Origin of the sequence: Spirillospora sp. CA-142024, from assembly GCF_050942325.1 — a bacterium.
Taxonomy (GTDB): domain Bacteria; phylum Actinomycetota; class Actinomycetes; order Streptosporangiales; family Streptosporangiaceae; genus Spirillospora.
This window is the reverse complement of record NZ_CP192077.1, coordinates 9,212,278-9,231,264: the sequence shown is the minus strand read 5'-3', so window position 1 is coordinate 9,231,264 and position 18,987 is coordinate 9,212,278. Positions and strand designations below refer to the sequence as shown.

The following is an 18,987-nucleotide window of genomic DNA, read 5'->3' as shown; positions in this document are numbered from 1 at the left end:
GAGCCTCGCCTCATCGACCTCCGCGGCGCCGGGGAAACAGTACGCTCGGACGACGCACAGCCGTACCCCAGTTGATGAGGCCGCGTGAGTAACCCAAGCCGATACGGACCGGATTACGGAGAGGGCTCAGGCCGGAGGGGCTCCCCCCGCCCCGGCTCGTCTGGCGCGCCTTCAGGCGGGCAGCGCGGCGGGCCGTCGGGCTCGCCGACACCCGGCCGGACACCGCGCTCCGGAGGCAGGCCCGGCGGACGGGCCGGCGGGCCCTCGCGCGCGGGAGCACCCGGCGGCACCCGGCGCCGCGGCGCACCCGCGGCCATGCGTTCGGGCGGCGCCGTCCGCCCCGGCAGGCGAGGCCCTGGCGGGCCTGGCGGCCCCGGTGGACCGGGCGGCCCTGGCGGACCGGGTGGTCCCGGCGGGCCCGGTGGCCCTGGCGGACCGGGCGGCCGCGGTGGTTCCGGCGGCGGGGACGACGGCTTCTGGGGCGACGAGGGTCGCGGCCGGCGCGAGAAGAAGCGCACGGACGACCCGAAGAAGACCGGATGGCGGCGCTACGTCCCGTCCTGGAAGATCATGGTCGCCGTCGTCAGCGTGATGATCCTCGGCCTGGCCACGCTCGTCGTCGTCGCCTACGTCAACACCCCGATTCCGACCGCGAAGCAGCAGGCCGCGCTCCGCCAGGAGTCGACGATCACCTACTCGGACGGGTCGACGCTCGCGCGGATCGGCACGCACCGCGAGGACATCGCGCTGAACAAGGTGCCGAAGCACGTCCAGAACGCGGTGCTCGCCGCCGAGGACCGCAACTTCTGGAGCGAGCCGGGCGTTTCGCCCGCCGGCATCGCCGGCGCGATGTACCGGGCCGCGACCGGCGGGGAGGTCGCGGGCGCCTCGACGATCACCCAGCAGCTGGCCCGGAACTACTGGGCGAACCTCAGCCAGGACCGCACGGTCAGCCGCAAGTTCAAGGAAATCCTCATCTCCATCCGGATGGGCAAGGAGATGGAGAAGTCCAAGGTCTTGGAGCTCTACCTCAACACCGTCCCCTTCGGACGCCACGCGTACGGCATCCAGGCGGCGTCCCGCGCCTACTTCCACAAGCCCGTGACCGAGATCGACGAGTCGCAGGCCGCGATGCTCGCCGCGATGATCCAGCGGCCGGGCTACTTCGCCACCTACGGCCCGGCGTCCAACCCCGCCAAGCAGGCACTGATCAACCGCTGGAACTACGTCCTCGACGGGATGGTCGAGAAGGGCTGGCTCGACCAGGGCAAGCGCGCGCAGGCGAAGTTCCCGCAGACGCAGAAGAACTGGAGCGACGCCCCGGACGACCCGAACGCCGGCTACCTGCAGGACCGGGTGATCAACGAGCTGAAGACGCTCGGCATCGACGAGACGATGCTGGAGACCGGCGGCCTGAAGATCACGACCACCTTCGACAAGAACCTGCAGGACTACACCAACAAGGCCGTCAACCAGATCCGGAAGCAGAACGGGCTCCGCAGCGACATCCAGTTCGGGCTCGCCGCGGTCGACCCGAGGACCGGCGGGGTGGTGGCCGCCTACGGCGGCCCGAGCTACAAGAAGCAGCAGTTCGACAACTCCTTCCAGGGCAAGGTGCAGCCCGGTTCGTCGTTCAAGCCGATCGTCCTCGCCACCGCGCTCGACCAGGGCATCAGCCTGCAGACCACGATGGACGGCAGCTACAAGCGCAACATCGGCGGCGCGACCTTCACCAACGACAGCCGCTCCGAGAACGGGGTCTACAACCTCAAGCAGATGACGGCGATGTCGATCAACACCGCGTACGTGGACCTGGGCCAGAAGGTTCAGCTGGGCAACGTCGTGGACATGGCCGAGAAGATGGGCATCCCGAAGGGCACCCAGGACCTCAAGGACGACATCACGTCGCTCCCGCTGGGCGTCATCGACGCGAGCGCCGTGACGATGGCGTCGGTCTACTCGACCTTCGCCGCGGGGGGCAAGCACCGGCAGGCCCACGTGATCGCCAAGATCACCGACAACAAGGGCCGCGACGTCGTGAACAACCAGAACAAGGCGCTGGAGAAGCTGCCCTACGAGAAGCCCACGACGGCGTTCTCCGAGGGCGTCGCGGCGGACGCCACCGCCGCGATGCGGGCGGTCGTCACCTCCGGTACCGGTACCCGCGCCAGCCTCGGCGCCCGTCCCGTCGCCGGTAAGACCGGTACCACGGACGAGAACAAGTCCGCCTGGTTCGTCGGCTACACGCCGGAGCTCGCGACGTCGGCGGCGATGTGGCGGCAGGACAAGAACGGCAACCGCAAGTCGCTGATCGGCGTCGGCAACTACAGCCAGGTCTACGGGGGTACGGTGCCGGCCGAGCTCTTCAAGACCTTCATGCTGAAGGCGCTGGAGAACAAGGAGATCTCGCAGTTCCCGCCGGCGGTCAACGGCGGCCAGGTCGCCCCGTGGGCGAAGCCCAAGCCGACGCCGACCACGTCCGCGTCTCCGAAGCCGAGCACCACGCCGACCTGCCAGCCGGGCCAGAACCAGAACCAGAACCAGAACCAGAATCAGAATCAGCCGAACTGCCAGCCGCAGTCGCCGAACCCGACGGACACGCCGACGATCACGCCGCCGAACCAGGGCGTGCCCTGCGACCAGTACAACATGCCGCTCGGCTGCAATCCCGACCTTCCCCCGCAAGGCGACAAGAGCTGGTGGTGTGCAAAGCCCGAGCACAGGACCGACCCTGCCTGCCGGAAGGAAAACCAGAACAACCCGACCACCCAGTAGCGGCCTCTCCGTGACGGGACGGCCCGGAGCCTGCGGCGGCTCCGGGCCGTCCCTTCTTGATCAGAGTGCCGTTCGGGCGAATAGTCTTGCTGTCCATGTCGTCGTCTACTGAGAGGCTCGCGATGTCCGCCGACCGCCCCCCGGCGGACGGACCAGGCCGGCTGATTCGGCTCGCGCCGGTGCTGACGGGCCTCACCGCCCTGGTGTGCCTGCTCGGCTGGTTGCAGAAACAGCCGTGCGCGTCGGTCCGGTTCGACTTCCTCAAGACGACGTCGAGCGCCTGCTACACCGACATCTATCCGCTCTACTACGTGCGCGGGCTGAGCGACGGGAAGGTGCCGTACTTCGACTCGTTCACCGGCTCCGACATCCACTACGTCGAGTACCCGGTGCTGAGCGGCGGCTTCATGCAACTGGTCGCGTGGCTGGTCAAGCCGTTCGGGGTGGACGGGCGCGGGCTCGCCTTCTACAACGTCACCGTGCTGCTCCTCGCCGTTCTCGCGGTCGTCGCCGTCCTCGCCACGGCCTACGCGGCCGGACGGCGGTCGCTGCGCACCGGCCTGATGGTGGCGCTGTCCCCCGCGCTGCTCCTCACCGCCTACATCAACTGGGATCTGCTCGCGGTGGCGCTGTCGGCGCTGGCGCTGGCCGCCTGGTCGGCGCGGCGCCCGGCGCTCGCGGGCGGGCTGCTCGGCCTGGCGATCGCGGCGAAATTCTATCCGCTGCTGTTCCTCGGCCCGCTCGTCCTGCTGTGCGTCCGCGCGGGGCAGTGGCGCGCCATGGGGCGGATGCTCGCGGGCACCGCCGCCGGCTGGCTGCTCGTCAACGTCCCCGTGATGGCCTTCGCGTGGGACGGCTGGAAGGAGTTCTACACCTTCAGCCAGAAACGCGGCATCGACTGGGGTTCGATCTTCTTCGTCCTGCAGGACCACGGGCTGGAGAAGCCCTCGTCCGACACCGATCTGCTGAACCTCATCGGCACGGGGACGTTCCTCGTCCTCGCCGCGGGGATCGCCGTCCTCGCGCTCACCGCGCCGCGCCGGCCGCGCCTGCCGCAGCTGATGTTCCTGGTGCTGGTCGCGTTCATGCTGCCGAACAAGGTCTGGTCGCCGCAGTACGTGCTGTGGCTGCTGCCGCTCGCGGTGCTGGCGCGCCCGAAGCTGCCCGCGTTCGTCGTCTGGCAGCTCGGCGAGATCGCCTATTTCTTCGGCATCTGGTGGTTCCTGCTGTCGGTGTCGGGCCAGACGCCGGGCGCCGACCTGTCCGCGACGGTGTCGGCGGTGGTGAACCTGGACGCTCCGGAAGGCGGGATCAGCCAGGACGTCTACACCCTGGCGCTGCTCGCCCGGTTCGTGACCGTCCTGATGCTGGCCGCGCTGGTGGTGTTGGACATCCTGCGTCCGTCCATGGACCTCGTCCGGTCGGACGGGGTCGACGACCCGGCGGGCGGCGTCCTCGACGGGGCGGCCGACGTGGTGTCACTGCGCCGCTGGCGCGGCGCCCACCACGTCGGCGTCCCCTTGGCGTCCTAGTCGCGCAGTGCCTCGATGAACCATTCGAACGACGGGGTCATCGTGGGCCAGACAGGCCAGCCGTTGATGGTGGCGATCAGCTGCCAGTACCGTTCCGCGCGCCGGTCGGTACCGATCTCGGTCCGCCTCCGCAGCTCACGCCGGAACCCGGCGTCATACGTGGCGCCGAACGCCTCCGCGTAGGCGGCCACCAGCTCGTCGACGATGGGACGGGCCGCGTCCGAACGCGGCTCGATCCCGTCCGCGATCGCCGCCGCGATCTTCTCGCCCGTCAACCGGCCGAGTCGCTCCGGGTCCTCGGGGTAGGCGCCCTTCTCGATGTCGGCGGCCTGGTACTCGGCCATCCGCCGCACCGCCGCCCGGAAGTCCGGCTCGCCGACCAGCTCGGCCAGCTCGACCCAGGCGTCGACCTGCTCGGGTTCGGGGTCGTCGGGCAGTTCCGGCAGCGCGGACCGCATCTTCGCCTCGAAGTCGGGGTTCAGGTCGAGTCCGGCGAACGACTCGTCGATGAAGTCGGTGATGATCCGGCGCCGCTCCTCGTCGGACAGCCGGGCGAGCTTGTTCATGATTTCGATCTCCTCGGGACTGGATCCACGTTTCGCCACCGCCCGGAGCACGGCCCGGCGCAGCCGGAGCGTGCGGATCTGCACGTCCAGCGCCTCCGCGTGCGCCGCCGCGACGTCCCCGACGCCGACCTCCCGGTCCAGCACCCGCTGGACGGTGCCGAGGTCGACGCCGAGGTCCCGCAGCGTCCGCACCAGATCGAGGCGCGCGACGGCGTCCGCGTCGTACAGCCGGTAACCGGCCTCGGTGCGGCAGGTGGGCGGCACGACACCCTCGTCGGAGTAGAACCGGATCGTCCGGACCGAGAGCCCGGTGCGCCGCGCCAGTTCGCCGATCGTGTACAAGGTGTCGCCGTCCATGTCCCCCACCCTGCGGCCTCCAGCCACTGGAGACTCAACCCCGGATCCGCACACCGGGACCAGGTAAGCATGGCGGAGGCCCGTCCCGGCGGGACGGGCCTCCGGTGCGGGGCGGGTTCAGCCCTCGTGGGCGGGGTCGGCGACGCTCGGGGTCGTGCCGTCGCGGCGGGCGCGGCGGACGTCCTGCACGAACTCGCGGGAGAACATCGCGGACAGGGTGGCGACGCCGCCGCGGTGGACGCGGATCTCCCCGTGCCGGATCTCGCCGGTGATCCGGACCCGGCGGCCGCCGCCGTTCTCACCCGTCCAGTCCTTGACGCGGCCGCGGCCGGTGTAGCGCAGGTCCCAGTGCTCGATCTCGGCGTCCTGCGGGACGAGCAGCTTCACCATCGAGTGGTCGAGGTCGACCGCGATCTCGATGTCGCCGTCCGGGATCCGCGGCGAGCGCAGGTCCAGGACGACCATGCCGCGGCGGGCGCGCACCTCGAAGAGGCGGCCGGTCGTCCAGTGGCCGAGCTTCTTGATGTTCTCGTAGTGGGCGTGCACGCGGGTCGTGGTCTCGGCGGTGGTGGGCGTGGTGTCCATCTCTGTGTTCCTTTCGGAATCGGGCAACTACCTCGCTCCGAGAGTTGCTCGTCTTATGAGTATCTCTCTAAACGAGAGAATAGGAAACGGCGAGAGACGTTGTCAAGACCTTTCGGAGGCGGCGCGGATCGGGGCTGGTCAGCGCGTCGATGGCGGGATGAGCCGGGCCGCTGTGCGACGATCGCGGACGCGGCGCCGCAGGCCCTGGCCAGAATCTGCCGATATCAGGGGATTTCGCGGTGAGTGCCGGGGAAATGCTCGCGGCGGACGGGGCCGGTCGCCCCGGGACCCCGCGGACCGCGGGGACGCAGGAACTGCGGGGAGATGACGTGGACGCGAACCAAGCACTGACCGAGCTGCTCGCGGGACGGCTGGAGCCGGGCGTCTACCAGTGGCGGACGCCGCCCGTGCCGGGCGCGGTCGGCGACACGAGCTGGACGGAGCGCGCCGAGGAGGCCGGCTGGCGCGGGTTCCATCTCGACGGCCGCCGGGCCCGGGACGGCCGTTCGTTCCTGTGGCTGTGCGCCGGCGTCTTCGAGCTGCCCGACGGGGCGGGCGCGGACTGGGACGATCTCGGCGAGTGCCTGAAGGACCTGTCGTGGACGCCCGCGAAGAACGGCTACGTGGTGCTCTACGAGTCGTGGGCGGAACTCGCCGACGCGGACCCGGGGTCGCTGCGCGCCGTCCTGGACGTGTTCGCCGGCGCGGTGAAGGCCTGGCGGGACACCCCCACCCCCATGACGGTGCTGATGTCGAGCGTGGGCGTGGAGGTGGCGGGCGTCCCCCGGCTCGCCTGAAGGGGCGGCGGCCCGGCCGGTAAGGGGCGGCCTGGCCGGCCCCGGATCAGTAGGTGGTGGAACCGCTGCTCGCGGCGAACATCGCGATGCCCAGGATGTAGAAGAGCAGGATGAGCAGCCAGCCGGCGGAGATCAGGTAACCGAGGATCAGGCCGGTGACGGCCATCCCGTGACCGCCCTCGCCCGTCCGCTTGATCTGGCCCAGCGACACGTGCCCGAAGATGACCGCCAGAATGGACGTGATACCGCAGGCGAAGAAGCCGATGAGCCCGCACACCAGCGACGCCGTGGCCATGCCGTTGGTCGGGCGGGCGACCGGCATCGAGGGCCCGCCGTAGTAGTGGTGCTGGACCGCCGGGGGCTGGGAGTACTGCTGGGCGTAGGGGTCCTGCGAGCCGTAGCCGTAGGGGTCGTAAGGGGGCTGTGCCATGTGCTTCCCGATCGGTTCGCGCGCCCGCCGCCGGAGAGAACACGCGTGCGCTGAGGGCTGGGTTCCGGATTATGCCAGTGTGACGTGACCTTCGGATTTTGTCGTCAGGCCAGGGCTACGCGGTTTCTAAATCCACGCCCGGTTAGATGCCGGACCGCTCGCCGGGGTTCCCGGACACCGGCGATGATCGCCGACTCCGCGCCGTCAGAGCTTCGCACGCAACCACGAGATGTCGTCGGCCTGCCCAGCCGCGGGCGTCTCCACCACGACCGGGGCGCCCGCCGCCCGGACCACGGCCAGGATCAGCTCCGGGTCGATGCTGCCGCCGCCCAGGTTGGCGTGCCGGTCGGCGCCCGATCCGAACGCGTCCCGGCTGTCGTTGCAGTGCACCAGGTCGACGCGGCCCGTGACGGCCTTGATCCGGTCGACGGCGTCGACGAGCTCCTCCCCCGCCGCGTGCGCGTGGCAGGTGTCGAGGCAGAAACCGAGCTTGGAGTCCAGCCCCGGGACACCGGACAGCACCTCCCACAGCCGAGCGATCCGGTCGAACCTGCGCGCCATGGCGTTCCCGCCGCCCGCGGTGTTCTCGATGTAGACCGGAATCGGACACTCGATGCGTTCGAACACCTTGCGCCAGTTCTCGAAGCCGGTCTCCGGGTCGTCGTCCTTCAGCACGTGCCCGCCGTGGACGATCAGCGCCTTCGCGCCGATGGACGCGGCCGCCTCCAACTGCTGGGTGAGGTTCTTGCGGCTCGGGATCCGGATGCGGTTGTTCGACGTCGCCACGTTGATCGTGTACGGGGCGTGCACATACACGTCCACGCCGGAACCCTCCAGCGCCTCGACGCCCTCCGGCAGGACGGGCTTCTTCCAGCCCTGCGGATCGCCCAGGAAGAACTGGACGACGTCGGCGCCGATCGCGCGGGCGTTGTCGAGCGGGTTGTTCTGATCGACATGGGCTCCGATGCGCATGCCCACGAGCCTAGCCGCGCCCTACGACACCCGCGCGCACGTCAGAGCGAGAAGCCGCCGTTGCTCAGCGCGAAGCCGCCGCCGACGAACGCGGCGATCATGCCGATCACGTTCAGCCAGCGTTCGTTCGTCGTCGCGGAGATCATCTGGGAGTACAGCGCGAGCGGCAGGCCGACCGCGCCGAGGACCGCCCCGACGAAGTGGGTCGACGGAATCCAGCCCAGGATCAGCGCGGCGATCCCGATCGTGACCGCGGCCACCGCGAGCACGTCCTGCAACCGGTGCGGCTCGGCCTCGGCTTGGGCGCGGGTGGCGGGCTGACGCGCGCCGGTCGCCTCCTGCGGCATCGGGCTCCTCCTCCAGGTCGTGGCTCCCGCGCCTGGGGCACACGGTGAACGCGGGACCGGACGGACCATGCGGGTAAAGGAATGCCCAGCCGAGGCGAAGATCAACCGGCGCGGGGGTGCGGAAATGTCGGCGGCACCCGGTACTGTCGAACATGGATTCGAGAACACCGGCTCGGGTCCGAGGAGGTGCACCACCGTGACGAAAGCGGAGTTGGGGCTCATCGGTGACGCGGAGCTCGTCGAGGAGCTGACGCTGCTGACGACCCAGACCGCCCGCATGCGCGCCCGCATGGCCGACATCATGGCCGAACTGGAACGCCGGCGCTGTTCCCGTCCCGCCCAGCAACGTGCGAGACGCTGACCCCGGTCGGCCGCCGCAGGGCGCGGTACGGGCGGGCCTCCCTGCGGGAATGGGCCTGTGCGCTGCCGAGTGTTGGTAGCCTGTACCGGTCTCGCGGCAGGTGCGCCCGGCGATCCGGGGTCCGGCGCCGCCGCGGGAGACGCAAGAGCCCTCCTGTCACGGAGAGACCGTGACCGCATCAGTCCAGAGGAGGTAGGGACACAGCATGCGTCGTTACGAACTCATGGCCATTCTCGACCCCGCCGTCGACGAGCGCACCGCGAACGCCGCGCTCGACCCGTTCCTGAAGGTCGTCAAGGACGACGGCGGCAGCGTGGAGAAGGTCGACGTCTGGGGCCGCCGGCGCCTGGCGTACGACATCCAGAAGAAGTCCGAAGGCATCTACGCGGTGGTCGACCTGTCGGCTGAGCCTGCCACGGTCAAGGAGCTCGACCGGCAGCTCAACCTGAGCGAGTCGATCCTCCGTACCAAGGTCATCCGCCCCGAGGTCCACTGAGCCTGGCTCAGCCCTCTCAGCAGCCGGAGCGAGCCCCATGGCAGGCGACACCGTAATCACGATCGTCGGGAACCTCGTCGAGGACCCGAATCTGCGCTTCACGCCGAGCGGCCAGGCGGTCGCGTCCTTCCGCATCGCCTCGACCCCGCGGTTCTTCGACCGCCAGGCGGGCGACTGGAAGGACGGCGAGGCGCTGTTCCTGACCTGCAACGTCTGGCGGCAGGCCGCCGAGAACGTGGCCGAGACCCTGCAGCGCGGCATGCGGGTGATCGTGCAGGGACGCCTCAAGCAGCGCTCCTACGAGACCCGCGAGGGTGAGAAGCGCACCGTCTTCGAGGTCGAGGTCGACGAGGTCGGCCCGTCGCTGCGCAACGCCACCGCCAAGGTCAACAAGACCCAGCGGCAGGGCGGCAGTGGCGGCGGCTTCGGCGGCGGTGGCGGCCAAGGCGGTGGCGGCCAAGGCGGTGGCGGCCAAGGCGGTGGCGGCTTCGGCGGCGGTGGTCAGGGCGGCGGTTTCGGCGGCGGCAACCAGCAGGGCGGCGGCTTCGGCGGCGGCCAGCAGGGCGGCGCCCCGGCCGACGACCCCTGGGCCACCGGCGGTGGCGGCGGCGGAGGCGGAGGCTTCTCCGACGACCCGCCGTTCTAGACCGGCCGCCCCGGCGCGACCCGAGCAAGATCCAGTACACGTCCATTCCCGCGTGAGCGGGGCTCTCCCAAAGGAGCACCACGATGGCGAAGCCACCTCCCCGCAAGCCGAAGAAGAAGGTTTGCGTTTTCTGCCAGGAGAAGATCTCCTACGTCGACTACAAGGACACGGGCCTGCTGCGGAAGTTCATCTCCGACCGCGGCAAGATCCGTGCCCGGCGGGTGACCGGCAACTGCACCCAGCACCAGCGGGACGTCGCCACGGCGATCAAGAACGCCCGCGAGATGGCGCTGCTGCCGTACACCAGCACCGCGCGCTGAGGCAGGGGGAAAGATCATGAAGCTCATCCTGACCCAGCAGGTCTCCGGGCTCGGCGAGCCCGGTGACGTCATCGAGGTCCGCGACGGCTACGGCCGCAACTACCTCGTCCCCCGCGGATTCGCGATCAAGTGGACCCGGGGCGCCGAGAAGGAGATCGACTCCATCAAGAAGGCGCGTTCGGCCCGCGAGATCGCGACCGTCGAGCACGCCAAGGAGGTCGCCGACCGGCTCGGCGGCCTGCGCGTCACGCTGCGCACCCGCACCGGCAGCAACGGCCGCCTCTTCGGCGCCGTGACGGCCGCCGACATCGCCGAGGCGGTCAAGGCCGCCGACGGCCCCGACCTGGACCGCCGCCGCATCGAGATCGGCAACCCGATCAAGACCGTCGGCACCCACCGGGTCAGCGTGCGCCTGCACAGCGACGTCAACGCGACGATCGACGTCAACGTCCTCGAAGCCTGACACCCCGCTCCACCCAACGACCCCCGCACCCATCAGGGCGCGGGGGTCGTTGGTGTTTTGTCGCGCCGGTTCGCCTGGTGGCTCGCTGTGATTCGCACTTTTGGGGGGTGGTCGTGACGGTTGTTGGGGACTGAGCCGGGGGTGTTGCGGCTGTTCGGGCGTGTGTTGGGTGTTCTGCCAGCGGCTGTTTTGGCATTGATTACGGCCTCTTGTGGTGCGGAGGGGGCGGGTTCGGTGGTGTTTCTTGTGAAACGTCCGTGAATCGCCGTGTGTTTGAGAGATCAACTTTGCGGCGATTACGTTCCGTGATCACAGTGTCGCGGGACGAAGGGGGACGGTGGTGATCGCGCATTCGGGGGAGGGCGCGGACGACCGGGAACGGACGGGCAGGCTCGTGACGCGCCGGTCGGTCATCGGCGGTGTGGTGGGGGCCGGGATGCTGGAGATGCTGTCCTGGGGGGCGTTCCACCAGAATGAGGCCATGGCGGACGAGCTTCCCGCCGGGCCGCATCACGGGGCCGGCGACCGCGTCATGTTCACGGCCGAAGCCCCGCACGTGTACACGCGGGCGCAGTGGAACGCCAGGGCGCCCAGGCGTCCGGCCAAGGTCCGCAATCGGGCACCGGACCACATCATCGTGCACCACACGGCGACGGCGAACTCCAATGACCGTTCGCTCGCCCACGCGTTCGCCCTTTCTCGGGCGATCCAGAACATCCACATGAGAAAGAACCACTGGGACGACACCGGCCAGCAGCTGACCATCAGCCGGGGCGGCATCGTGATGGAGGGCCGCAACCGGAGCCTGAGGGCCATCCGCGCCGGCGACCTGGTGGTGGGAGCGCAGGTCCTGCACCACAACCAGCACACGATCGGCATCGAGAACGAGGGCACCTACACGTCCAGGGCGGTGCCGGGCAGCCTGTGGAGGTCGCTGACGGAGGTGTGCGTCTGGCTCTGCCGGATGTACAACCTCGACCCGGCCAGCGCCATCGTCGGGCACCGCGACTACAACAACACCTCGTGCCCCGGCGACGCCCTCTATGCGCGGCTGCCCGCGCTCAGAAGGTCGGTCGCCGACCGCATGGAGAGTGCCCCGAGTCCGCAGCCGAGCCCGAGCACCGGCGACAACGGCGACGATTCGTGGCTGCCGTTGTTCCCGTCGCTGGGCGACCTGGGCTGACCGCCGTCCGGTGGGGGCGCCGCCTCGTCCGGTTCAGGTCTCGGGGGTGGTGTAGCGGGTGCGGCGGCGTGCGATCTCGGGGTCGATGCCCTCGACGAGAGACCAGATGCCCGCCACCCGTTCCACCAGCGTCTCCGGGGGCAGCCCGGCGAGGCCTTCCGCCGCCAGGTCGTCGATCGCCTGCGTCAGCCGGGCCATCCGCTCGCCGTGTGTGGAACACATGTTCGAATCGTAGCGGGTGTGGCGAGCGTTGCGGGTGCGTTTCGCGACGCTCAATGAGAGGGCACGCGGGCAGGGCCGAACCAGCGCGTCAGGACCTCGTCGAGCGGGACCGGGTCGTCGGACGTCCACGCGACGAAACCGTCCGGCCGCAGGAGGATCTACGCGCCCGGAGCCAGGTCGCATGAACCGATGACGGTGTCGAGGCGGCCTCCCCATCCGCCGGCCGCCCCGTCGCGGGTGGCGATGAGCAGGGCGCGCCCTGAGCGCTGGAGTGCGGCGAGCCGCGGCTCCTCTCCGGTGGGAAGCCGGACGGTCAGGTCCGGTGGGTAGCAGCGTCCGACGAGGTCCTGCGCGGAGCCGAGGTCCTACCGGATGTCCGCGCCCGAGATCATTCCGGTCAGGTGGCGGTTCGCGCCGTCGTGGTGGAGCAGGAGGGAGAAGATCTCGCGGAGCGCGTCCACGTGGGCCCGGGCCACATCAGCGCGACCTGCGCGTGGGTGTTGTCCAGGACGCGCTCGGCGACCGGGTGCCGCTCCCGGGTGTAGGTGTCGAGCCTGCTGGACGAGGTCGGCTGGACGGGCTCAGCCTGCGCCGGCTCGCCAGGGAGTTGAACGTCCAGACAGCGGCGCTCTACCGGCACTTCGCGAACAAGCAGGAACTCCTCGACTGGCTCGCGGGCAGGGCGTGAGGCATGCGGGACGGACTCCGGGCCCACCGAGATGCGGTGCTCCTGACAGCCGGGTCTCGTCCCACAGCGGACCGGGCGTCCGCCATAGGGGGAATGCTGCAGGCCCTATGCGACGCGGGTTTCACCCCAGGCGAGGCCCTGCTCAACATCCTTGTCGTCACCGACTATGTCAGCGGGACCGTCCTCGAAGAACAGGCCGGACACTTCCGCGAGGACGACGCCGTCGAGCGGCTGGAGGGCGGCCCCGGCGGTGACGGCGTCTTCGCGGCGGCGATCGCCGAGGTCCAGGGGCGCGAGGACGCCTTCGAGTACGGGCTGGGACTCCTCATCGACGGAATGCGCGCCCGCCTGGCCGCCCGGTCCTAGCGGACGGCGCCGGTGACCATCCAGCGGTCGCCGCGGGCGCGAAGGCTCAGGGTGAGCATGCGTGTCAGCATCCACAGCCCGATCGCGACCCAGAGCCCGATCAGGCCCGCGTCCGTCCGGAAGAGCACGATGGCCGCGGGCAGGAAGACCGCCGTCGCTACAAGCGTCGTCACGGCGAGATAGGGGCCGTCCCCTGCGCCGATCAGGATGCCGTCCAGGACGAACACGACGCCTGCCACTGGCTGGAGCACGGCGACCAGAACGAGCGAGGCGAGCAGCATGTGCCTCACGTCGACGTCCTGCGTGAACAGCCCCGGCAGCCATGGACGGGCCACAAGGATCACCAGCCCGAAGACCACGCCGCAGCCGATCCCCCACCCCACCATCCGCCGGGTGACGGCCCGCGTGCCCGTGACGTCGGACGCGCCCAGATACCGGCCGGTGATGGCCTGCCCGGCGATCGCGATGGCGTCGAGCGCGAAGGCGAGCAACGTCCAGATCTGGAAGCCGACCTGGTACGCGGCGATCTCCGCGTCCCCCATCCGCGCCGCGATCGACGTCCCGACGATCAGGACGACGCGCAGCGCCGCCGTCCGGATGATCAACCCGACGCCGGCCGTGGCGGACGCCCTCACCCCGTCCAGGTCGGGGCGTACCGAGGCCCCGTGGCGCCGGGCCGCCCGGAGGACGACGGCCACGTAGACCGCCGCACTGCCCGTCTGCGCGAGCACGGTGCCCCACGCCGACCCGGCGATCCCCCACCCGAGACCGATCACGAACAGCACGTTGAGCAGCAGGTTCAGCGAGAAACCGCCGATCGAGACGACGAGCGGCGTCCGCGTGTCCTGCAGCCCGCGGAGCACACCCGTCCCGGCCAGGACGACCAGCATCGACGGGATCCCGAGCAGGCTGATCCTGAGGTACGTCTCGGCGTACGGCGCCACGACCGCGGATGCGCCGAACGCGTCCACGATCCAGGGGACCAGCGGCAGGCCGGCCACGATCAGCGCGGCCCCGATGGCGACCGCGAGCCAAATGCCGTCGATGCCCTGCCTGATCGCCCCCCGGAGATCGCCCGCACCGACCTGCCGGGCCACCCCGGCCGTCGTCCCGTATGCGAGGAAGACGCACAGGTAGACGAGCGTGGTCAGGGCCTGGCCGGCGACCCCGAGGCCACCCAGCGGCGCGGTGCCGAGGTGCCCGACGATGGCCGAGTCCGACAGCAGGAAGAGGGGTTCGGCGACGAGCGCGCCGAAGGCCGGCACGGCGAGGCGCAGGATCTCGCGGTCGTGCGCGGTCGCGAGCCGCCGGGGAGTGGTCACCGCGCAGAGGCTACCAGCCTGTAACCCATATAAGAAAATCAAGCATTACATGACCCCGGACGGCCGAGTTTCTTTTCCGCACACCCGGTGGACGACGTTCGCCCAGTTCAGCGAGCCCGCCCGGGAGTCGTCCACGAAGAATCCACAAAGTTGTCCACAGGTCGTGCACAACCGATCCGGCGTGTCTGCACAGGGCTTCCACAGGGTTGTCCACAGGCCGCTTTGCCCAGGGCGGCGCGGCCTCGCGAGAATGTCGGAGGCGGGAGATAGACGTGGGATGAACGGTCGGCGATGGGGCGGGCGACGACCAGGATGAAGGGGGTGCGCCGGTGAGCGTGGCGGATATCGGGCCGCAGGATCACGAGTTCGAGCGCACCCCGCCGCACGACATCTCGGCGGAGCAGGGCGTCCTCGGCGGAATGCTCCTCTCCCAGGACGCCATCGCCGAGGTCGTCGAGCTGCTGCGCACGCCCGACTTCTATCGTCCCGCGCACCAGATCGTCTACGACGTCATCCTGGACCTCTACGGCCGCGGCGACCCGGCCGACGCCGTCACCGTGGCCGGCGAGCTCACCAAGAACGGCGAGATCGGCCGCATCGGCGGCGCACCCTACCTGCACACCCTGATCTCCCTGGTGCCCACGGCGGCGAACGCCGGGTACTACGCCAAGATCGTCCATGAGCGGGCGATCCTGCGCCGCCTGGTCGAGACCGGCACCCGCATCGTCCAGATGGGCTACGCCGCCGACGGCGCCGACGCCGACGAGGTCCTCGACCGCGCCCAGGCCGAGGTCTTCGCCATCGCCGAGAAACGCGCCGGCGAGGACTACGTCGCCCTGAGCGAGATCATGCCCGGCGCCCTTGACGAGATCGAGGCGATCGGCAGCCGCGGCGGCCAGATGGTCGGCTGCCCCACCGGCTTCGCCGACCTCGACGCCCTCACCAACGGCCTCCACCCCGGCCAGATGGTGGTAGTCGCAGCAAGACCTGCGATGGGAAAAAGCACCCTTGCGCTCGATTTCGCCCGGGCTGCGTCCATTAAGCATGGTTTGACTTCAGCGTTCTTCAGTCTGGAGATGGGGCGGAACGAGATCACCATGCGGCTGTTGTCCGCCGAGGCGCGGGTGGCGCTGCACGCGATGCGGTCCGGCACCATGCAGGACGAGGACTGGACGCGTCTCGCGCGGCGGATGAGCGAGGTCGCCGAAGCGCCGCTGTTCATCGACGACTCGCCGAACATGTCGATGATGGAGATCCGCGCGAAGTGCCGCCGTCTGAAGCAGCAGCACGACCTGCGGCTCGTCATCATCGACTACCTGCAGCTGATGAGCTCGGGCAAGCGCGTGGAGAGCCGCCAGGTCGAGGTTTCGGAGTTCTCCCGGTCTCTGAAGCTGCTCGCCAAGGAACTGGGCGTCCCGGTCATCGCGTTGTCGCAGCTCAACCGTGGTCCCGAGCAGCGGACCGACAAGAAGCCCATGGTGTCCGACCTTCGCGAATCGGGGTGTGTCACCGCCTCCACCCGGATAATGCGTGCGGACACCAATGAGGAAGTCACCATGGGTGACCTCGTTGCGAATGGCACTCGCGATATTCCCGTGTGGGCTCTCGACGAGCGGCTCAAGTACGTGCCACGTACCATGACACACGCCTTCTCTAGCGGACGCAAGGAGGTATTTCGCGTCAAGCTGGCCTCTGGCAAGGAGATCGAGGCAACGGCCAACCATCCATTCCTCACCTACGCTGGCTGGACCGCTCTCCGTGAACTGAAATCGGGGTGCCGCATCGCTGCGTCCAGACATGTGCCACCCCCTCTCACGCCGGAACCCTGGCCCGAAGACCGCATCGTATTGCTGGCGCACCTCATTGGTGACGGTTCCTTCGTCAGGCGTCAGCCGATCCGCTACGCCAGCAAGGACGAAGCCTGCTTGAAAGCCGTCACCCGGGCGGCTGAACACTTCGGCATCAGCGCGATATGGGACGAGTATGAGGCCGCACGTGTCACCACGGTTCGTCTGCCGGCGCCCTATCGCCTGACCCATGGTCGGCGGAACCCCGTTGCTGAATGGCTCGATGGGCTGGGTCTCTTCGGCCTGCGTTCACATGAGAAGTTCATTCCGGCGCCAGTGTTCAGCCTTCCCAAGGAACAGGTGTCGCTGTTCCTTGGGCACCTGTGGGCTACTGACGGTTGTGTCCACTGGGATGCCAAGCACGGTCAGTGCCGACTCTACTACGCCTCAACGAGCAGGCGCCTCGTCGAGGATGTGTCGAGATTGCTTTTGCGATTCGGCATCCTGTCTCGCATTAAGACAGTGACGAAGGGTGACTACCGGCCTGGCTACCAACTTCATCTGTACGGTTCCGAGAACCAGCTTGCGTTCTTCAGGGCCGTCCAGGTGTACGGAGAGCGGGGTCTCATCGCGGCGACCGCAATGGAAAGACTGCAGGGAAAGCGGTCGAACATCAACCTCGATACCGTCCCTCATGCGGTCTGGGATGATGTCAGGAAGATTCTTGCGGACCGGGGTATGACTCACCGTGAGTTCTCTGCCGCGATCGGGACCGCATTCTGCGGCAGTGCCCTTTGGAAGCGGTCACCGAGTCGTGAAAGACTTGGCCGGGTCGCGGCAGTGCTCGACAACTCTGAACTTGCGTTGCTGAGCACTAACGATGTGTTCTGGGATGAGATCGTTGAAATTGAGAGTATTGGAGAGCAAGAGGTCTACGATGCGACCGTCATGGGCCTTCACAATTTTGTAGCGAACGGCATCGCCATCCACAATAGTATCGAGCAGGATGCGGACATGGTGATCTTGCTGCATCGCGAGGACGCCTACGAGAAGGAGTCGCCGCGCGCGGGTGAGGCCGACCTGATCGTGGCCAAGCACCGCAACGGCCCCACCGCCACCGTCACGGTCGCCTTCCAGGGCCACTACAGCCGCTTCGTCGACATGGCCCAGTGACCCCCATGCCGTGGAGCCGCAGGTGAGCATGCCCGCCGAGCCGCCTGAGCTGAGGCGTTTGGGACGCCGCCGTCGCCCCGGCGTGTCCGCGATCGTGTTCGTCGTAGTGATCTTCGTGTTCCCGAGCGTGCTGCTCGCAGCCGGAGCGGTGTACGAGGCGTCCAGGACGGCGGATGCCTATGAAGCCGCGCATGAGGGAGTCGCCGGAACCTTCACCGTGGAGTGGAGCGACCACAAACCCAAGGGCGGGTACAAGACGAGCGGCATGTTCGTCTCCTCCGCGGGTGCCGTCCCAGATGTCCTCTTGGACGGCGACCGCAGACATCGGTACGGCGAGCGGTTCCCGGTGCGGGCCTCCGGACCGCACCCGCACGAGGTCTACCGGAACGGCTCGAACCCTTGGGTCGGCGACCTCGTCGCGACCCTGCTCGCCGGGGCGCTTCCCGTCTGCGCACTGGTCATGGGGGTCGTCATCGTGATCAGGAGAGGTCGCCGCCGGTCGCCCGGGTGATCCCCGCGGGGTGAGGCCGACCTGATCGTGGCCAAGCACCGCAACGGCCCCACCGCCACTTGCCTTCTAGGGCCATCACAGCCGCTTCGTCGACATGGAGTAACCAGCGGCCCCTGCCACTGGCCGGGCGTCCCGGACGGTTATCACCAGCGACTGCCGGACATCGGTGTCGTCAGGCTCTCGGAGCCGTCACAGATCTGGACCCAACGAAAAGGAGAACCATGTCCGAACATGGTCCGAAGAAGATCACCTGGGAACGTCTGCGCGACCCGGGCCGCCACTCCGTCCCGTGGGCGGACGGCCCCTCCTACGTGATCGTGGGGGCGGTCAACGACGAGCTTGAGGGCGTAACACACCTGTTCGTCGTCATGGAGTCCGAGACGGAGCAGCCGTCCGTGCACCTGATGACCGAGTGGGGTGTCGCCGACCTCGACGACCTCCGCGGCATCGAGTCACTGATCGCGCGAGGAATGGGACTGGCGGTTTCGGCGGAGCGCTACCGTCGGCCGCTCAACGAGCTTTGCTGGTACGACCGGTGGAGGATTCTGCACTGGGATTACCGCGGGCTGGCCGGCGGAGTACGGCCGGAGGAGTTCGCCCATCTTCGTGAGTCCTCCGGGACCTGCGGGCTGAGCCTGAACGAGCTCGAAGCGCTCCGCTTGATCATTGACCGCTTCCGTACTGGCGGCGACGACCTGGAAGCGCTGTTGCGCGGGGATCACGGGCCGGACGGTGAAGGTGAAATCGGGACCTACTTCGGCCTCGGCTGCAACTGGCTGCGGTCGGAGACGCGGCGTCCGGCCACCGTCGGCGAACGAGGGCTGGCCATGACGCTGGCGGTCCTCCGGACACTGCAGAAGCTGCGGTTGCCCACCGGTCGCATGACGCGGGCCATCGAAGATCGCCTGCACCGCGATGTCGTGCTCGCGACGGTGGTCGGGTCCACGACGCTCCCCGAGATCGACAAGTAAGGGCCTGGGGGCATCTACCCCAGGCGCCAAGGCGCTCAGGGCCACCACACCGGGGCGTCGCCTCGACCGCGGCGGCCTCCCGTACCGGCAGCCTCCCCCATCGCAGAACGGGGGAGG

General features: G+C 69.0%; 22 protein-coding genes. 14 read left to right on the top strand and 8 right to left on the bottom strand.

Annotated features, from left to right (window positions below; translation table 11 throughout):
- Nucleotides 1-315: 315 nt before the first annotated feature.
- On the top strand, nucleotides 316-2,775 hold the full coding sequence (locus ACQPZP_RS43875) for a transglycosylase domain-containing protein (RefSeq protein ID WP_433475508.1): 2,460 nt from the start codon (nucleotides 316-318) through the stop codon (nucleotides 2,773-2,775).
- Between the two features lie 95 nt (nucleotides 2,776-2,870).
- Nucleotides 2,871-4,307, top strand: a complete 1,437-nt coding sequence (locus tag ACQPZP_RS43870; RefSeq protein ID WP_433475507.1) for a glycosyltransferase family 87 protein — start codon at nucleotides 2,871-2,873, stop codon at nucleotides 4,305-4,307.
- Here ACQPZP_RS43870 and ACQPZP_RS43865 read toward each other — a convergent pair.
- Entirely contained in the window at nucleotides 4,304-5,230 is a 927-nt protein-coding gene (locus ACQPZP_RS43865; RefSeq protein WP_433475506.1) for a MerR family transcriptional regulator, read from the bottom strand. The two genes, ACQPZP_RS43870 and ACQPZP_RS43865, sit on opposite strands and share 4 nt — an antisense overlap.
- A gap of 117 nt (nucleotides 5,231-5,347) precedes the next feature.
- Entirely contained in the window at nucleotides 5,348-5,815 is a 468-nt protein-coding gene (locus ACQPZP_RS43860) for a hypothetical protein (RefSeq protein WP_433475505.1), read from the bottom strand.
- Nucleotides 5,816-6,054: 239 nt separating this feature from the next.
- On the opposite strand from ACQPZP_RS43860, the gene ACQPZP_RS43855 reads away from it, so the two are divergent.
- Nucleotides 6,055-6,612, top strand: a complete 558-nt coding sequence (locus tag ACQPZP_RS43855) for a barstar family protein (RefSeq protein WP_433475504.1) — start codon at nucleotides 6,055-6,057, stop codon at nucleotides 6,610-6,612.
- 46 nt (nucleotides 6,613-6,658) lie between these two features.
- Here ACQPZP_RS43855 and ACQPZP_RS43850 read toward each other — a convergent pair whose 3' ends face one another.
- From ACQPZP_RS43850 to ACQPZP_RS43840, 3 genes are all read right to left on the bottom strand, one after another.
- Entirely contained in the window at nucleotides 6,659-7,042 is a 384-nt protein-coding gene (locus tag ACQPZP_RS43850) for a DUF4190 domain-containing protein (protein WP_433475503.1), read from the bottom strand.
- A gap of 204 nt (nucleotides 7,043-7,246) precedes the next feature.
- Complete coding sequence (locus ACQPZP_RS43845) at nucleotides 7,247-8,014, bottom strand: deoxyribonuclease IV (RefSeq protein WP_433475502.1); 768 nt, start codon at nucleotides 8,012-8,014, stop codon at nucleotides 7,247-7,249.
- A gap of 41 nt (nucleotides 8,015-8,055) precedes the next feature.
- A complete protein-coding gene (locus tag ACQPZP_RS43840) occupies nucleotides 8,056-8,361 on the bottom strand; it encodes a hypothetical protein (protein WP_433475501.1) in 306 nt (101 codons plus the stop codon).
- A gap of 196 nt (nucleotides 8,362-8,557) precedes the next feature.
- Between ACQPZP_RS43840 and ACQPZP_RS43835 the strand changes: the two genes are divergently transcribed.
- From ACQPZP_RS43835 to ACQPZP_RS43810, 6 genes are all read left to right on the top strand, one after another.
- Entirely contained in the window at nucleotides 8,558-8,722 is a 165-nt protein-coding gene (locus tag ACQPZP_RS43835) for a hypothetical protein (RefSeq protein ID WP_433475500.1), read from the top strand.
- Between the two features lie 205 nt (nucleotides 8,723-8,927).
- Entirely contained in the window at nucleotides 8,928-9,218 is a 291-nt protein-coding gene (gene rpsF, locus ACQPZP_RS43830) for a 30S ribosomal protein S6 (RefSeq protein WP_433465445.1), read from the top strand.
- 37 nt (nucleotides 9,219-9,255) lie between these two features.
- Nucleotides 9,256-9,864 carry a single-stranded DNA-binding protein gene (locus ACQPZP_RS43825; protein WP_433475499.1) on the top strand — a complete coding sequence of 203 codons (609 nt, stop codon included), beginning with the start codon at nucleotides 9,256-9,258 and terminating at the stop codon, nucleotides 9,862-9,864.
- Between the two features lie 83 nt (nucleotides 9,865-9,947).
- Complete coding sequence (gene rpsR / locus ACQPZP_RS43820; protein ID WP_019631633.1) at nucleotides 9,948-10,184, top strand: 30S ribosomal protein S18; 237 nt, start codon at nucleotides 9,948-9,950, stop codon at nucleotides 10,182-10,184.
- A gap of 16 nt (nucleotides 10,185-10,200) precedes the next feature.
- Nucleotides 10,201-10,647 (top strand): 50S ribosomal protein L9, encoded by a 447-nt coding sequence (rplI, locus tag ACQPZP_RS43815; protein ID WP_433465443.1) that lies wholly within the window; start codon nucleotides 10,201-10,203, stop codon nucleotides 10,645-10,647.
- Between the two features lie 340 nt (nucleotides 10,648-10,987).
- A complete protein-coding gene (locus ACQPZP_RS43810; protein WP_433475498.1) occupies nucleotides 10,988-11,830 on the top strand; it encodes a peptidoglycan recognition protein family protein in 843 nt (280 codons plus the stop codon).
- A 33-nt stretch (nucleotides 11,831-11,863) separates the two neighbouring features.
- Here ACQPZP_RS43810 and ACQPZP_RS43805 read toward each other — a convergent pair whose 3' ends face one another.
- Entirely contained in the window at nucleotides 11,864-12,052 is a 189-nt protein-coding gene (locus ACQPZP_RS43805; protein WP_052357975.1) for a hypothetical protein, read from the bottom strand.
- Nucleotides 12,053-12,102: 50 nt separating this feature from the next.
- Complete coding sequence (locus ACQPZP_RS43800) at nucleotides 12,103-12,204, bottom strand: hypothetical protein (RefSeq protein WP_433479773.1); 102 nt, start codon at nucleotides 12,202-12,204, stop codon at nucleotides 12,103-12,105.
- A 341-nt stretch (nucleotides 12,205-12,545) separates the two neighbouring features.
- Here ACQPZP_RS43800 and ACQPZP_RS43795 point away from each other — a divergent pair, with 341 nt between their 5' ends.
- Both ACQPZP_RS43795 and ACQPZP_RS43790 read left to right on the top strand, forming a co-directional pair.
- The gene (locus ACQPZP_RS43795) at nucleotides 12,546-12,740 is read left to right on the top strand and encodes a helix-turn-helix domain-containing protein (RefSeq protein ID WP_433475497.1); all 195 of its coding nucleotides are present in this window, start codon (nucleotides 12,546-12,548) and stop codon (nucleotides 12,738-12,740) included.
- 3 nt (nucleotides 12,741-12,743) lie between these two features.
- Complete coding sequence (locus ACQPZP_RS43790; protein WP_433475496.1) at nucleotides 12,744-13,106, top strand: TetR/AcrR family transcriptional regulator C-terminal domain-containing protein; 363 nt, start codon at nucleotides 12,744-12,746, stop codon at nucleotides 13,104-13,106.
- On the opposite strand, the gene ACQPZP_RS43785 is transcribed toward ACQPZP_RS43790, so the two are convergent.
- Nucleotides 13,103-14,428 carry an MATE family efflux transporter gene (locus ACQPZP_RS43785; RefSeq protein WP_433475495.1) on the bottom strand — a complete coding sequence of 442 codons (1,326 nt, stop codon included), beginning with the start codon at nucleotides 14,426-14,428 and terminating at the stop codon, nucleotides 13,103-13,105. The genes ACQPZP_RS43790 and ACQPZP_RS43785 overlap by 4 nt on opposite strands.
- Nucleotides 14,429-14,757: 329 nt before the next feature.
- Here ACQPZP_RS43785 and ACQPZP_RS43780 point away from each other — a divergent pair, with 329 nt between their 5' ends.
- From ACQPZP_RS43780 to ACQPZP_RS43770, 3 genes are all read left to right on the top strand, one after another.
- Nucleotides 14,758-17,388: a replicative DNA helicase gene (locus ACQPZP_RS43780; RefSeq protein ID WP_433475494.1), complete on the top strand. Its 2,631-nt coding sequence runs from the start codon at nucleotides 14,758-14,760 to the stop codon at nucleotides 17,386-17,388.
- 22 nt (nucleotides 17,389-17,410) lie between these two features.
- A complete protein-coding gene (locus tag ACQPZP_RS43775; protein ID WP_433475493.1) occupies nucleotides 17,411-17,899 on the top strand; it encodes a hypothetical protein in 489 nt (162 codons plus the stop codon).
- Between the two features lie 221 nt (nucleotides 17,900-18,120).
- Nucleotides 18,121-18,870: a hypothetical protein gene (locus ACQPZP_RS43770; RefSeq protein WP_433475492.1), complete on the top strand. Its 750-nt coding sequence runs from the start codon at nucleotides 18,121-18,123 to the stop codon at nucleotides 18,868-18,870.
- The last annotated feature ends 117 nt before the right edge of the window (nucleotides 18,871-18,987 follow it).

What these genes read in the sequence shown, in the direction of transcription:
- ACQPZP_RS43865 (WP_433475506.1), bottom strand. Translation starts at nt 5,230, where the DNA reads ATGGACGGCGACACCTTGTACACGATCGGCGAACTGGCGCGGCGCACC.
- rplI (WP_433465443.1), top strand. Translation starts at nt 10,201, where the DNA reads ATGAAGCTCATCCTGACCCAGCAGGTCTCCGGGCTCGGCGAGCCCGGT.
- ACQPZP_RS43790 (WP_433475496.1), top strand. Translation starts at nt 12,744, where the DNA reads ATGCGGGACGGACTCCGGGCCCACCGAGATGCGGTGCTCCTGACAGCC.
- ACQPZP_RS43860 (WP_433475505.1), bottom strand. Translation starts at nt 5,815, where the DNA reads ATGGACACCACGCCCACCACCGCCGAGACCACGACCCGCGTGCACGCC.
- ACQPZP_RS43875 (WP_433475508.1), top strand. Translation starts at nt 316, where the DNA reads ATGCGTTCGGGCGGCGCCGTCCGCCCCGGCAGGCGAGGCCCTGGCGGG.
- ACQPZP_RS43845 (WP_433475502.1), bottom strand. Translation starts at nt 8,014, where the DNA reads ATGCGCATCGGAGCCCATGTCGATCAGAACAACCCGCTCGACAACGCC.
- ACQPZP_RS43805 (WP_052357975.1), bottom strand. Translation starts at nt 12,052, where the DNA reads ATGTGTTCCACACACGGCGAGCGGATGGCCCGGCTGACGCAGGCGATC.
- ACQPZP_RS43825 (WP_433475499.1), top strand. Translation starts at nt 9,256, where the DNA reads ATGGCAGGCGACACCGTAATCACGATCGTCGGGAACCTCGTCGAGGAC.
- rpsF (WP_433465445.1), top strand. Translation starts at nt 8,928, where the DNA reads ATGCGTCGTTACGAACTCATGGCCATTCTCGACCCCGCCGTCGACGAG.
- ACQPZP_RS43840 (WP_433475501.1), bottom strand. Translation starts at nt 8,361, where the DNA reads ATGCCGCAGGAGGCGACCGGCGCGCGTCAGCCCGCCACCCGCGCCCAA.
- rpsR (WP_019631633.1), top strand. Translation starts at nt 9,948, where the DNA reads ATGGCGAAGCCACCTCCCCGCAAGCCGAAGAAGAAGGTTTGCGTTTTC.
- ACQPZP_RS43850 (WP_433475503.1), bottom strand. Translation starts at nt 7,042, where the DNA reads ATGGCACAGCCCCCTTACGACCCCTACGGCTACGGCTCGCAGGACCCC.
- ACQPZP_RS43770 (WP_433475492.1), top strand. Translation starts at nt 18,121, where the DNA reads ATGTCCGAACATGGTCCGAAGAAGATCACCTGGGAACGTCTGCGCGAC.
- ACQPZP_RS43870 (WP_433475507.1), top strand. Translation starts at nt 2,871, where the DNA reads ATGTCGTCGTCTACTGAGAGGCTCGCGATGTCCGCCGACCGCCCCCCG.